Genomic DNA, 12,907 nt, shown 5'->3' on the forward strand with positions numbered 1-12,907 from the left:
GCGCGGTGGCGCTAGAGGATACCGACATGTTCCCCCGGCTGGAACGTTTCTACGATTCCGTGCCCCGCGATGCCACCGTCACGGAGGACATCGGCGAGTTCGTGCTCTTCATCCGCGAAGGGGCAGGCTGGCCGTACTACGCCAGGCCCCGGCTGGGCGGCACGACACCGTCCGCCGCCGACGTCACCGCCGTGCGGTCCCGGCAGCGGGAGCTCGGCGTCCCCGAGGCCTTCGAATGGGTGCACGAGACGACTCCCGACCTGCTCGCGGTGGCCCGCTCGGCCGGACTCGACGTGCTGCTCGCCCCGCTGATGGTGCTCGACCGGGCCGCGCTGGTGCCGGACCTGCCCGTCACCGGCGCCGCCATCCGCTTCCTCGACCCGGCGTCTCCGGGCTTCGCCGCCGACATCGCGGCCAGCCGGGCCGTGGCCCAGCTCGGCTTCGGCGCGCCCGCGTCGGCGACCGGGGCCGCCCCGGCCACCGACCGGGCCGGGGCGCTGGTGGTGGAGCCGGCCGATCCCGCAGAGCGGGACGCGGCCCCGCCCCCGAGCGAGGACGTCGTCGCCGACCAGGCCCGCCGGCACGCGTCGGGCCGCTTCCTCACCGCGGTCGTCGAGTCCCCGGCCCTGGGCATCCTGGCCACCGGCTCGGTGCAACGCGTGGGCGGCGTCGCCGAGGTGGTGGGCGTGGCGACCCTCCCGTCCGCCCGGCGCCGCGGCTACGCGTCGCAGCTGACCGCCAGCCTGGCCCGCCGCGCCCTCGAGGCCGGCGACGACCTGGTGTTCCTCTCGGCCGGCGACGACGACACGGCCCGCCTCTACTCCCGGGTGGGCTTCCGCCGGGTCGGCACGGCCTGCATCGGCTCCCCGGCCGTCGCACCGGTCTGACCGGCGCCCCCGGTCACCGGGAGGATCGACTGGTCGATCATGCCGCGCTCACGGTGTTCGCCGTGACGCGAGACCGCGACGACTTCGTCACCGTGGCAACCGGGCAGAACGCCGGGGCGGACGAGGCCGCCCTGACCGGCACCTATGCGCGGCGACTCCGCTCGGCCGTGGCCCAGGGCTGGAACTTCGACCCCGCCGCGGTGAACCTTGTCCAATGCGGTGCGGCAAGCCATTCCTGGATGAGAGGGGCTGCGGCGCCCAAAGTGTCGGTGATGTGGTGGGCGGCGGTCAGTTGGTCGCGGGGGTGGGTGGTGGTGAGGGCGATGACCGTCATTCCGGCCGCGCGGGCGGCCCGGATCCCGGCCGGGGCGTCCTCGACGACCAGGCAGCGCCGCGGTGCGGTGCGCAGCAGTCCGGCGGCGCGCAGGTAGCCCTCCGGGTGCGGCTTGCCCGCGGCGACCTGGGTGCTGTCGACCAGGACCGGCGGGTCGGGCAGGCCGCCCGCCCGGAGGCGGTGCAGCACGGTCGGCGTACGGCCCGAAGTGACCACTCCCCACCGGAACCGGCGGACGGCGTTCAGCACGTGCCGCGCGTCGGGGTACACGGGGAAGGCGTCGCCTTCGTCCGCCATGAAGGCGCGTACCAGGCGGTATTCGGTTTCCGGGTCGAGCAGGGGGGCGACCGCCGCGATGGTGTCGACCGGCCGGCGGCCGTGGGTGTGCGACCAGACGGTCGCGGGGTCGAGGCCGCGGTGCACGGCCCAGCGGTCCCAGATGCGACGGTACGCCGGGTAGGAGTCGACGAGCACGCCGTCGACGTCGAACAGCACGGCGGCGTCGTGGCCGGTGGACGGTGGGAGGCTCATGGTCGCGCCGTGCGACGCAGCCCTGCGATGACGTCGAGGGTCTGTGCGGTGAGCTCGGAGACGAGCGATTCCGCGGGGCGGATGTCGCGGACCAGTGCGACCGACTGGCCGGCGTAGAGGGCCATGTCCGCGACGTCGCCGGTCATGCCCGGCAGCGGGATCAGGTCCTCGTACCGGCGATGGGGGCGGCCTTCGTCGTCGACGGTCAGCACGTCGCCCTCGCCCGGCCGCCCCGGCGCCGGAGGGCAGCCGGCGGCCTCCCAGCGCTGCACCGTGGTGTTGCGCAGGGCGCGGTGCGGCGCGCCGGGCCAGCCGCCGTCGAAGCAGCGGGTGTGCACGGTGTCGTCGGCGCCGGCGGCGAGGAGACGTTCCCGGTACCGCGGGTGGGTGCGGGCCTGCGTCGCGGTGAGGAAGCGGGTTCCCAGCCAGACGCCCTGCGCGCCGAGGGCGAGGGCGGCGGCGACACCTCGGCCGTCGGCGATGCCGCCGGCGGCCATCACCGGGATCGGGTGCACCGCGTCGGCGACGGCCGGCACCAGGACCATCGTGGTGGTCGTACCGCGCACGTGGCCGCCGGCCTCCCAGCCCTGCGCGACGATCACGTCGACGCCGCAGGCGGCGGCGTGCAGCGCCTCGGGCACGCTGCCGACCGTGTGCATGTGCAGCGCACCGGCGTCGCGGATCCGCCGGCTGACGGATGCCGGATCTCCCCAGAAGGTGGAGACGACCGGGACCGTCTCCTGCAGACAGACCGCCAGGATGTCGTCCACGGGGAAGTCGAGCACGAGATTGACTCCGAACGGCCGGTGGGTCCGCCGTCGCACCGCGCGGACGCCGTCGCGTGCCCGGCCGGCTCCGCTCCAGGTCAGGGCCAGCATCCCGAGCCCGCCGGCCGCGGACACCGCCGCGGCCAGCCCGGGCGCCGCCGCCGAGCCGACCGGCGCCTGCACCACCGGCACCGCGATGCCGAGCCGCGCGCTGAGGTCGGTGCGCAACCCGCGCCCGAGCGATTCGGAAAGCGAATCATCCACGAGGCGGTACTGTATCGGAAACCGAAGCAGTGGAGAAGGGATCGGGCAGGCGATGACGGCGCCCAGGCCGGGCAGACCGGTACGCGGGTCGAGTACCGGGCGCCCCTTGATGGCGGCGCTGGACCTCTTCGGACGGCGGTGGAGCCTGCGCGTCGTCTGGGAGTTGCAGCCCGGCCCGCTCGGCTTCCGGGCCCTGCGGCAGCGCTGCGACAACATGTCGTCCAGCGTCCTGCGGCAACGGCTGACCGAGCTGCTGGAGGCCCGCATCGTCGAACAGCATCCCGACGCCGCGTACGCCCTCAGCCCGCTCGGGCACGCGGCCTACCGAGCCCTGCGCCCGCTGGTCCGGTGGTCCGACGACTGGGCCGCAGCCCTCGCCGGCCAGGAACCGCACGAGCGGACGACCGCGCACGCATCCCGGCGTGATCTCGATACGTAGCATGTCGGCATGTCGTGTGCCGTCGCCCCGAGGAGAACCGCCCGGCTGGAACTGCGGCCGTTCACCGCCGGCGGCGTGGACGACGTCTGGGCCTACCAGGGCGACCCCGCGGTGGCGCGCTACCTGCCGTGGCACGCACGGACCCGGGACGAGGTCGCGGCCGCCGTGCAGCGGATCGACCTGCACCGCATCGTCGGTCGCTGCGTGACGGGCAACAGCGCGTCGGGAGCGCTCCTGCGGCGGCTGGGGATGCGCCAGGAGGCCCACTTCGTCGACAGCCTGCTGTTCAAGGGTGGCTGGGAAGGGCAGTTCGTCTACGCGATGCTGCAGAGCGAGTGGCGGTCGGGCACCTCGCCGTACCGGAGGACTTCCGCGAGGAACTGCTCGCCGCGGTCGACGCCGCGGTGGACGCGCGGATCGCGGCCAAGGGCGGCTGGTACGGCGAGACCGTGCACGTCGCGCCGGGCCTGGACGGGCTGCTGCTCCCGGACCAGCTCCGCGCCACGGCACAGGGGCTGGTGCAGGTCGAGCGGGGCAGCCGGCTGCCCGCCGGGCGGGCCGAGGTCGTACGGCTGTTCGTCCACTGGCGGGAGGCCGGCCGCACCAGCGACCTCGACCTGTCCTGCATCGCGCTGGACGCGTCGTTCGGCATCGCCGACCAGGTGTCCTGGACCAACCTCGGCAACGGGGTGCTGACCCACTCGGGCGACCTCACCTCCGCGCCGGACGGCGCCGAGGAGTTCATCGACATCGACCTGGCCAGGGCGGCCCGGATCGGACGCGCGCGGGGCTGGCGCTACCTGGTGCCGGTGGTGTTCCGCTACGCCGGGCCGGCGTTCGAGGCGCTGGCCGAGGCGTACGTGGGATGGATGCTGCGCGACGATGCGACCAGCCGGAACCGCGTGTTCGACCCGGCCACGGTGGCCAACGCGTTCGCACTGACCGGCCGCAGGCGCTACGCCGTGCCGATGCTGCTCGACCTGGACACCCACGAGATCCTGTACGTGGACGTCTACCTGGACGCCCGGCCGCGGGCCCGGGTCGAGCAGGACGGCCGGGACATCGCCACCCTGGTGTCCGCGGTGGCCGGGCGGCGCCACACCAAGACGAGCATCGCGGCGCTGGCCCTGCGCCACGCCCGGGTCCGCGGCGCCACGCTGGTCGACGACCCGGAACAGGCGACGATCACCTTCGGCACGAGCGCGGACTGCACCTACGACGCCCTGCACCCGGAGAAGCTCCTCGCCGACCTGCTCTGAGCGCCTCCGGGCCGGTACGGCGCTAGTCCGGCGGGTGCCAGTCCGCGGCGAGACCGTGGGCCTGGCCGAGGATCCGGGGCCGCAGGGAGCCGAGCGCCGCGTCCCGTGCGCGCAGCGCCAGGCGGCCCCGCGCCTGGACCACGGCGGACATCCGCCGGCTCTGCCGGACCACCGTGGTCGTGCGCGGCCGGCGGACCCGGTCGTACGCCTCGACGGCCTGGCCCAGGGCGGCACCCGGCTCCGCGGTCGCGACCAGGGAGCGCAGCGTCGCCGCGTCCTCGAAGGCCAGGCAGGCGCCCTGGCCCAGGTGGTGGGGCATGGCGTGGGCGGCGTCGCCGAGCAGGACGACGCCGCCGGGGCCGCAGCGGAAGCCGTACGTGCGGGGCAGCGGTCGCAGTTCCCGGACCTCCTGCGGGACCAGATCCTCGGGGCGGGTCGCGGCGAGCAGCTCGCCGATCGGCTCGTGCCAGGTGGCGAACCACCGGCGCAGCAGCGTCAGTTGCGTCGCCGGCGGCTCCGGGCGGGGTGCGCCCGCCGCGGTCGCCACCCAGTAGATGCCGCCGCGGCCGGCCGCGCGGTCGCCGAGCGGCACCGACACGAAGCGGTAGCCCGCGCCGAGGGTCTCGCCGCCGGCGCGGTGCTCCGGAGGCAGGGCGGGGGCGCGGAAGCCGGGCACGACCGCCTGCCAGGCGGCGAAGCCGGAGCCCACGGCGACCGCCTCGGGGGCCAGCGAGCGTCGGACCGGGCTGTCGATGCCGTCGGCCGCGACGATCAGGTCGGCCTCGACCAGCGTCCGGGCGTCGCCGACCGCCGGGCGGGCCGCGCGCCGGACCCGGACCCGGGTGACCTCCACGCCGGTACGGAGGTCCACGCGGTCGCCGAGGCCGGCCATCAGGGCGTCGTACAGGTCCCCGAGGTGCACCGCGGCGGGCGTCGCCAGGCCCGTGCCGGTCCGGGTGTGCGGTGTGACCAGCCACTGGCCGTCGGGGCGGCGGACGCCGCCGTCGGCAGCGGCGCGGCGATGGCGGGCCAGCCGCCCTCCGGGTGCAGCGACTCCAGGGCGCGCCGGCCGTTCGGCCAGAGCACCAGCGCGGTCGGCGGCGCGGCCACCCGCTCGCCGCGTTCGAGGAGGGTGACCTGCCAGCCGTCGCGGGCGAGGGCGCCGGCCGCGGCGAGGCCCGCCATGCCCGCTCCCACCACCACGGCCGTGCGCATGTCGCCGGCCCGGTCGCTAGCGCTCGTCGGCGGACGTGGAGGCGGCCGGGTGCGAGTCGTCGTCGGCCGGTGAGGCGGCCGGCTCCGGGAGGGGCGGCAGCACGCCCGTACGCTCGTACGCCCGGAACCGTTCCTCGCTGACGACCTGATAGGCCTTGGGGGTGGTGGCGACCCGCTCGGTGGCGCCGACGTCGACCTGGCTCACGTCGCCGGCCGGCTCGTCGACCGGCTCGGTCTCCGGGGCGTCGATCGGGACGACGTACTCGCGAGGGCCCTTGACCAGGAGGAAGTACGTCAGCGCCCCCAGGAAGACCACGATCGAGGTGAAGACGTTCAGGCGGACGCCGAAGAACTTGCTGGCGTCGTCGATGCGCAGCATCTCGATCCAGCAGCGGCCCACCGTGTAGGCCATCACGTACAGCGCGAACGCGCGGCCCCGGCCGAACTTGAAGCGGCGGTCCAGCAGCCAGACGAACAACGCCACGCCGACGTCCCAGACCGCCTCGTACAGGAAGGTCGGATGGTAGAGGTCCGGCAGCGTGACCGGCTTGCCGTCGATGACCGTGGCGTGGCCCGGGTCGGCGCGGTCCATGTCGTGCACGCGCAGGCCCCACGGCAGGGTCGTGACGCTGCCGTACAGCTCGTTGTTGAACCAGTTGCCGAGCCGGCCGACCGCCTGGGCCAGCGGCAGGCCGGGCGCGAGGGCGTCGGCGAACACCGCGAACGGGATGCCGAGCTGGCGGGCGGCCAGCCAGGCGCCGAGCGCGCCACCGGCGATGGCGCCCCAGATGCCGAGGCCGCCCTCCCAGATCTGGAACACCCGGATGGGCTGGCCGCCGTCGCCGAAGTAGTCGCCCGGCGAGGTGAGCACGTGGTAGATCCGCGCGCCGACGATGCCGAACGGCACCGCCCACACGGCCATGTCGAGCGAGGCCCAGGGCGCCACCCCGCGGCGGCGCAGGCGGTGCTCCATCACGAGGACGGCGACGACGATGCCGGCGACGATGCAGAGTGCGTACGCCCGGATCGGGATGCCGGCGACGTGCCACACCGACGTCGCGGGACTGGGGATTGCGGCGAGGGTCACGCGCGCACCCTACCGCCGATTCCTGCCGGCGATGTCAGGAGGGCTTGCCCTCCCGTACGCCCGCGGCCAGCTCCGCGCTGAGCGCGCGCAGCCGCTGATGTCCCGTGGCCAGGTCAGGGGCGTCGAGCACGCAGCGGATGAGCGCGCTGCCCACGATCACCCCGTCGGCGAACGCGGCCACCTCGGCCGCCTGCGCGCCGGTACCGACGCCCAGCCCGACGCCGACCGGCATCTCCGGGTCCGCCGCACGGACCCGCGCGACCAGCTCCGGCGCCTGCGACGACACCGAGGTGCGGGCGCCGGTGACACCCATCAGCGCGGTGGCGTAGACGAAGCCGCGGCAGTTCGCGACGGTCATCGCGAGGCGCTCGTCCGTCGAGGACGGCGAGACCAGGAAAGTACGGTCGATCCCGTGCCGGTCGGACGCGGCGATCCACTCCGCGGCCTCGTCCGGGATCAGGTCCGGGGTGATCATCCCGGTCGCTCCGGCCGCGGCGAGGTCGCGGGCGAACGCGTCCACGCCGTACTTCTCGATCGGATTCCAGTACGTCATCAGTACGACGGTGGCGCCGGTGCCGGCGACCGCCTCGATGATGCGCAGCGTGTCCCGGGTGCGTACGCCGCCCGCCAGGGCGATGTCGGAGGCCTTCTGGATCACCGGGCCGTCCATCACCGGGTCGCTGTAGGGCAGCTCGACCTCGATGACGTCGCAGCCGGCCTCGGCCATGGCGACCATCGACGCGATGCTGTCGTCGACGGTCGGGAAGCCGGCGGGCATGCACCCGACCAGCACCGACCGTCCCTCGGCCCGCGCCTTGCCGAAGGTCTCGGAAATACTCACTCCTGCTCCCCCGGTACGAGAACCTCGCGCTCGTCGAGGATTCCGAAGTAGGCCCCGGCGGTGTGCACGTCCTTGTCGCCGCGCCCGGACAGGTTGACCACGATCGTCGGGGTGCGCCCGAGCTCCTCGGCCAGCCGCGGCGCGATGCGGGCGGCACCGGCGAGGGCGTGCGCGCTCTCGATCGCCGGGATGATGCCCTCCGTGCGGCAGAGCAGCTGGAACGCGGCCATCGCCTCGGCGTCGGTGACCGGCTCGTAGACCGCCCGGCCGGTGTCGTGCAGCCAGGCGTGCTCCGGCCCGACGCCCGGGTAGTCCAGGCCCGCCGAGATCGAGTGCGACTCGATCGTCTGGCCGTCGGAGTCCTGCAGCACGTACGTGCGGGTCCCGTGCAGGACCCCGGTCGAGCCGCCGGTGATCGACGCGGCGTGCCGGCCGGTCGCGACGCCGTCGCCGCCGGCCTCGAAGCCGAAGAGCCGGACCCCCTCGTCGCCGACGAAGGCATGGAAGATGCCGATCGCGTTGGAGCCGCCGCCGATGCAGGCGGCGACCGCGTCGGGCAGCCGGCCCAGCCCGGTCAGGCACTGCTCGCGCGCCTCGGTGCCGATGCCGCCGACGAAGTCCCGGACGATCTCCGGGAACGGGTGCGGCCCGGCGGCCGTGCCGAGCAGGTAGTGGGTGGTCTCGACGCTGGCCACCCAGTCCCGCAGCGCCTCGTTGAGGGCGTCCTTGAGGGTCCGCGAGCCGTTGGTCACCGGCACCACGGTCGCCCCGAGCATCCGCATCCGCGCCACGTTGAGCGCCTGCCGGTCCATGTCGACCTGGCCCATGTAGACGACGCACTCGAGGTCGAGCAGGGCGGCCGCGGTGGCGCTGGCGACGCCGTGCTGCCCGGCGCCGGTCTCGGCGATCACCCGCGGCTTGCCCATCCGCTTCGCGAGCAGGGCCTGGCCCAGCACGTTGCGTACCTTGTGCGCGCCGGTGTGGTTGAGATCCTCGCGCTTGAGCAGGATCTCCGCCCCGAGCTCCGCGGAGAGCCGCTCGGCCCGGTAGAGCAGCGAGGGCGTGCCGGCGTAGTCGCGCAGCAGGCCGGCGAACCGGTCCTGGAAGACCGGGTCGCTCTTGGCCTCCCGGTACGCCGCGTCCAGCTCGTCGAGCGCCCGCACGAGCGCCTCGGGGACGAAACGCCCGCCGAACCTGCCGAAGTGCCCGGTCAGGTCAGGAAGGACCGGGGCGCTCATGCCGGTCCTCCGCTTCGCTCCGGACCGCCATGAGGCACAAGCGCACTGAGCCTGATGATTCGCTCCCTCCGGGCGCTCATCGGACCGGCCTCGGCGTCGCGGGGTGGTTGCCCGCGTTCACCAGCTCGGCCACCGCGTCGCGGGGGCTCTTCTTGGTCACCAGCCCCTCGCCGACCAGGACGGCGTCGGCGCCGGCCGACGCGTACCGGATCAGGTCGTGCGGGCCGCGCACCCCCGACTCGGCGATCTTGACGACGTTGTTGGGCAGGCCGGGCGCGATCCGCTCGAAGACGGACCGGTCCACCTCCAGCGTGCGCAGGTCGCGGGCGTTCACCCCGATGACCTGGGCGCCGGCGTCCAGTGCCCGGTCGGCCTCTTCCTCGTTGTGCACCTCGACGAGCGCGGTCATACCCAGCGACTCGATCCGCTCCAGCAGGCCGACCAGGACGTTCTGCTCGAGCGCCGCCACGATGAGCAGCACGAGGTCGGCACCGTGGGCGCGGGCCTCGTGCACCTGGTAACTGGAGACGACGAAGTCCTTGCGCAGCACCGGCACCTCGACCGCCGCCCGCACCGCGGCCAGGTCGTCCAGCGAGCCGCCGAACCATCGGCCCTCGGTCAGCACGCTGATGCAGCGGGCACCGCCCGCCGCGTACTCGCCCGCGAGCTCCGCCGGGTCGGGGATGTCGGCCAGGGCGCCCTTCGACGGCGATGACCGCTTGACCTCGGCGATGACCGCCACACCGGGCTTGCGCAGCGCCGCGTACGCGTCGATCGCCGGCGGGGCCGCCGCCGCGAGCTCGCGTACCTGTTCGAGCGAGACCTGCTCCTGGCGGGCCGCGACGTCCTCGCGCACCCCCGCCAGGATCTCCTCGAGCACGTTCTGCGATCCCGCACCACGCTGATCGGATGTCACCTAAACGACTCCCCTCTCCGGGTGTCCTCGGCCCGATGCTAGGTGGCCGCCGACGTGTCCAGCCGCCCGGGGTATGGCGCGCCTCACGAGGTGGGCTGCGGCATAATGCGCTGCCGGACCGAGCTTGTCTCCTCGGTCACATCCTCCCCCGACGCCTCCGGCGACCAGCTGGGACCCCCTGGATGATCGGCTGACGACCCGCTGCGTTGACGGTCGTGTCATCGTTCGGAAATACGACTCCGGCACCATGGGACTCGGGCAGACTGGTCCGCGGTGTCCCGCCCCGCGGGCCCCACGCGAGCACTGTGGAGGTGACCATGTCCAGCGACGAGAACCGCTTCGCCGCCGTCTCCCGCACCGTCGTCTCGTATGCCGCCGTGCTGATCGCCGGCGTGGAGCGCAGGCTCGTCGGGGAGGAGAACGTGCGCACCGCCCAGGGCAACGCCTGGGCCGCGATGTGCGCCGACCGCGCCCGTGCCCAGGCCCGCGCGGACATGGACGCGCTCGTGGCCACCCTCGCCGCCCGGCCCCGCCGGCGCAACGCCGGCCAGGGCGCCACCCCGCGGCCGGCGACGGCCCCCGGCGCGCTGGTCTCCGCCCGCTGACATTTCCCGGCCCGGCGCTCAGGCCTCGGTGGGGTCGTCTCCGCGATCGAGCGCGTCCCACGCCGCCCTCGTGTCGACCGGCCGGTCGGCGCCGGCCCGCCCGGCCTCGCCGGCCGGCGGCGCCGCGGGCGCCGGCGGGCGGCGCTCGTAGCGCGCCCCCATGGACGGCCACTCGTGGCCGTGCCGCAGCGCCCGCCAGCCGCCGGCCACCACCAGCAGCCCGCCGAGGACGCAGACGACCGGCCCGAGCGTGGCGCCCGCGCCGGCCGCTCCGGCCTCGGCCCCGCTGCGGCCCAGGACCGCCCCGGCGGCCACCGCGGCGCCGGCGAGCGCCAGCAACGCGCCCAGCCCGCGCCGGGCCACGCCCCGGGTGGCGAGCAGCGCGCCGGCTCCGGCCAGCGCGGCCAGTGCCAGGCCGACCACCCACGGCGCGAGGTCGGCGCCGGTGCGCGCCGTGGTCAGGTCGCTCAGGCCCGGCCGGGTGGTCACCTCGACCGCCCAGGTGCGGGTGATGCCGTAGAGCGCCAGGCCGGCGCCCGCGGCGCAGCACAGGACCGTCACGCCGAGCCTGCGGCCGGAACCGGTCACCGGGCGGCGCGCAGGGTCTCGGCGGCGGCGATCGCGGCGAGCACGGCGGCGGCCTTGTTGCGGGTCTCCTGCTCCTCGGCGGCCGGGTCGGAGTCGGCCACGATGCCGGCTCCCGCGCCGACGTACGCCGTGCCGCCACGCATCAGCGCCGTACGGATCGCGATGGCCATGTCCATGTCGCCGGCGAAGCCGAAGTAGCCGACCGTGCCGCCGTACAGGCCGCGGCGGGTCGGTTCCAGGCTCTCGATGATCTCCATGGCCCGGACCTTCGGCGCGCCCGACAGCGTGCCGGCCGGGAACGTCGCGGCGAGCGCGTCGAAGGCCGTCCGGTCGTCGCGCAGCTCGCCGACGACCGTGGAGACGATGTGCATGACGTGGCTGTAGCGCTCGATGCGCGCGAAATCCGGCACCTCGACCGTGCCCGCGCGGCAGACCCGGCCCAGGTCGTTGCGCCCCAGGTCGACGAGCATCACGTGCTCGGCGCGCTCCTTCGGGTCGGCGAGCAGCTCGGCGGCGAGGGCGTTGTCGCGCTCCGGGGTCGCACCGCGCCACCGGGTGCCGGCGATGGGGTGCAGCAGGGCCCGGCGTACGCCCCCGTCGGCGGCGCTGACCTTGAGGTGCGCCTCCGGCGACGAGCCGACGATGTCGAAGTCGTCGAACCGCAGCAGATACATGTACGGACTGGGGTTCGTCGCCCGCAGCACCCGGTAGACGTCCAGCGGGTCGGCGTCGGTGGCCCGCTCGAAGCGCTGCGCGACGACGATCTGGAAGCACTCGCCGGCCCGGATCGCCTCCTTGGCCGCGGCGACCGCCTTCTGGTAGTCGCCCGGCGCGGTACGGCTGACCACGTCGCCGGCCGGCGCCCGCTCCACCGTGGAGATCATCGGCGGGGTGGGCCGGGACAGCGCGGTGGTCATCGCGTCGAGACGCCCCACCGCCTGGTGGTACGCGGCGCGCGCGGTCTCCGCGTCGGCGCCGGCGGGCAGCACCGCGTTGGCGACCAGGATCGCCGAACCGTCGAAGTGGTCCAGCACCACGAGGTCGGTGGCGAGCATCATGCCCAGCTCGGGCAAGGGAAGGTCGTCCTCGGCGGTGGCGGGCAGGCGCTCGAACCGGCGGACCAGGTCGTAGCTGAGATATCCGACCATGCCGCCGGTCAGCGGAGGCAGCCCGTCGCCGGTCCGTTCCCCGCCCGGCGCGGCGAGCGCCGCGACCGTCTCCCGCAGGGCGGCCACCGGGTCACCGCCCATCGGTACGCCCGCCGGCGGGCTGCCCAGCCAGACCGCGGCACCGTCGCGCTCGACCAGCGTGGCGGCGCTGCGCACCCCGACGAAGGAGTAGCGCGACCAGGCCGCGGACCCGGCGCCCTGCTCGGCGGACTCCAGCAGGAAGGTGCCCGGGCCGCCGGCGAGCTTGCGGTAGACCCCGATGGGCGTCTCCCCGTCGGCGAGCAGCCGCCGGGTCACCGGCACCACCCGGCGGCGCGCCGCCTCGGCGACGAAACCGGCCTCGTCGGGCGTCACGGCACCGCTGGTCATGAGTTCTCCTCCGGGCGCTCGACGGGCAGCTCGTCGCTGAAGCACGTACGCGTCCCCGTGTGGCAGGCCGCGCCGACCTGGTCCACCGTGACCAGCAGGGCGTCGCCGTCGCAGTCCAGGGCGACGGAACGGACGTACTGGTGGTGCCCCGACGTCGCGCCCTTCACCCAGTACTCCCGGCGGCTGCGCGACCAGTAGGTGGCCCGGCCCGAGGTGAGGGTGCGGTGCAGCGCCTCGTCGTCCATCCACGCCAGCATCAGGACGTCGCCGGTGGCATGCTCGCGCACGACGGCGGCGACCAGGCCGTCCGGGGTGCGGCGCAGGCGGGCGGCGATCGCCGGGTCGAGGGCGGACGGCCGGGCGGGCTGATTCTCGAGGTCTGTGACAGGCACAGTGCC

13 protein-coding genes and 1 pseudogene are annotated in these 12,907 nt (G+C 74.8%); 4 read left to right on the plus strand and 10 right to left on the minus strand.

Annotated elements, in window-relative coordinates:
* The first annotated feature begins 5 nt into the window (after positions 1-5).
* A complete protein-coding gene (locus IEY99_RS10185) occupies positions 6-887 on the plus strand; it encodes a GNAT family N-acetyltransferase (RefSeq protein ID WP_229798423.1) in 882 nt (293 codons plus the stop codon).
* A gap of 142 nt (positions 888-1,029) precedes the next feature.
* Here the strand turns inward: IEY99_RS10185 and IEY99_RS10190 are convergent, their stop codons facing one another.
* Positions 1,030-1,752, minus strand: a complete 723-nt coding sequence (locus IEY99_RS10190; protein WP_189201712.1) for an HAD-IA family hydrolase — start codon at positions 1,750-1,752, stop codon at positions 1,030-1,032.
* Positions 1,749-2,783 carry an NAD(P)H-dependent flavin oxidoreductase gene (locus IEY99_RS10195; RefSeq protein WP_229798425.1) on the minus strand — a complete coding sequence of 345 codons (1,035 nt, stop codon included), beginning with the start codon at positions 2,781-2,783 and terminating at the stop codon, positions 1,749-1,751. The genes IEY99_RS10190 and IEY99_RS10195 overlap by 4 nt, the downstream gene beginning before the upstream one ends.
* A 109-nt stretch (positions 2,784-2,892) precedes the next feature.
* Here IEY99_RS10195 and IEY99_RS10200 point away from each other — a divergent pair, with 109 nt between their 5' ends.
* Positions 2,893-3,222 carry a winged helix-turn-helix transcriptional regulator gene (locus tag IEY99_RS10200; protein ID WP_229798495.1) on the plus strand — a complete coding sequence of 110 codons (330 nt, stop codon included), beginning with the start codon at positions 2,893-2,895 and terminating at the stop codon, positions 3,220-3,222.
* 335 nt (positions 3,223-3,557) lie between these two features.
* Entirely contained in the window at positions 3,558-4,481 is a 924-nt protein-coding gene (locus IEY99_RS10205) for a TerD family protein (protein WP_189201716.1), read from the plus strand.
* A 22-nt stretch (positions 4,482-4,503) separates the two neighbouring features.
* Here IEY99_RS10205 and IEY99_RS10210 read toward each other — a convergent pair.
* The 5 genes and pseudogenes from IEY99_RS10210 to trpC all read right to left on the minus strand — a co-directional run bounded on the left by IEY99_RS10210 (position 4,504) and on the right by trpC (position 9,742).
* Positions 4,504-5,696: pseudogene (locus IEY99_RS10210) on the minus strand (FAD-dependent oxidoreductase).
* Positions 5,697-5,712: 16 nt separating this feature from the next.
* On the minus strand, positions 5,713-6,783 hold the full coding sequence (gene lgt / locus IEY99_RS10215) for a prolipoprotein diacylglyceryl transferase (protein ID WP_189201717.1): 1,071 nt from the start codon (positions 6,781-6,783) through the stop codon (positions 5,713-5,715).
* A 34-nt stretch (positions 6,784-6,817) separates the two neighbouring features.
* The gene (gene trpA, locus IEY99_RS10220; protein WP_189201719.1) at positions 6,818-7,624 is read right to left on the minus strand and encodes a tryptophan synthase subunit alpha; all 807 of its coding nucleotides are present in this window, start codon (positions 7,622-7,624) and stop codon (positions 6,818-6,820) included.
* Complete coding sequence (trpB, locus tag IEY99_RS10225) at positions 7,621-8,862, minus strand: tryptophan synthase subunit beta (protein ID WP_189201721.1); 1,242 nt, start codon at positions 8,860-8,862, stop codon at positions 7,621-7,623. The genes trpA and trpB overlap by 4 nt, the downstream gene beginning before the upstream one ends.
* Before the next feature lie 76 nt (positions 8,863-8,938).
* Positions 8,939-9,742, minus strand: coding sequence for an indole-3-glycerol phosphate synthase TrpC (trpC, locus tag IEY99_RS10230; RefSeq protein WP_189202198.1), 804 nt, complete (start codon positions 9,740-9,742; stop codon positions 8,939-8,941).
* A 353-nt stretch (positions 9,743-10,095) separates the two neighbouring features.
* Between trpC and IEY99_RS10235 the strand changes: the two genes are divergently transcribed.
* Positions 10,096-10,383: a hypothetical protein gene (locus tag IEY99_RS10235; RefSeq protein ID WP_229798427.1), complete on the plus strand. Its 288-nt coding sequence runs from the start codon at positions 10,096-10,098 to the stop codon at positions 10,381-10,383.
* Between the two features lie 18 nt (positions 10,384-10,401).
* Here IEY99_RS10235 and IEY99_RS10240 read toward each other — a convergent pair whose 3' ends face one another.
* From IEY99_RS10240 to hisI, 3 genes are read right to left on the minus strand one after another with little or no spacing between them, the layout of a single operon-like run.
* Entirely contained in the window at positions 10,402-10,944 is a 543-nt protein-coding gene (locus IEY99_RS10240) for a Trp biosynthesis-associated membrane protein (protein WP_229798429.1), read from the minus strand.
* A 23-nt stretch (positions 10,945-10,967) separates the two neighbouring features.
* Positions 10,968-12,509, minus strand: coding sequence for an anthranilate synthase component I (locus tag IEY99_RS10245; RefSeq protein WP_189201725.1), 1,542 nt, complete (start codon positions 12,507-12,509; stop codon positions 10,968-10,970).
* On the minus strand, positions 12,506-12,901 hold the full coding sequence (gene hisI / locus IEY99_RS10250; protein WP_189201727.1) for a phosphoribosyl-AMP cyclohydrolase: 396 nt from the start codon (positions 12,899-12,901) through the stop codon (positions 12,506-12,508). The genes IEY99_RS10245 and hisI overlap by 4 nt, the downstream gene beginning before the upstream one ends.
* Positions 12,902-12,907: the final 6 nt, after the last annotated feature.

Source organism: Couchioplanes azureus, assembly GCF_014648355.1.
GTDB classification, from domain to species: domain Bacteria; phylum Actinomycetota; class Actinomycetes; order Mycobacteriales; family Micromonosporaceae; genus Actinoplanes; species Actinoplanes azureus.

Bases quoted from the DNA above. Each gene is read 5' to 3' on its own strand.
- IEY99_RS10190 (WP_189201712.1), bottom strand. From the start codon at position 1,752: ATGAGCCTCCCACCGTCCACCGGCCACGACGCCGCCGTGCTGTTCGAC.
- IEY99_RS10200 (WP_229798495.1), top strand. From the start codon at position 2,893: ATGGCGGCGCTGGACCTCTTCGGACGGCGGTGGAGCCTGCGCGTCGTC.
- trpB (WP_189201721.1), bottom strand. From the start codon at position 8,862: ATGAGCGCCCCGGTCCTTCCTGACCTGACCGGGCACTTCGGCAGGTTC.
- IEY99_RS10235 (WP_229798427.1), top strand. From the start codon at position 10,096: ATGTCCAGCGACGAGAACCGCTTCGCCGCCGTCTCCCGCACCGTCGTC.
- IEY99_RS10245 (WP_189201725.1), bottom strand. From the start codon at position 12,509: ATGACCAGCGGTGCCGTGACGCCCGACGAGGCCGGTTTCGTCGCCGAG.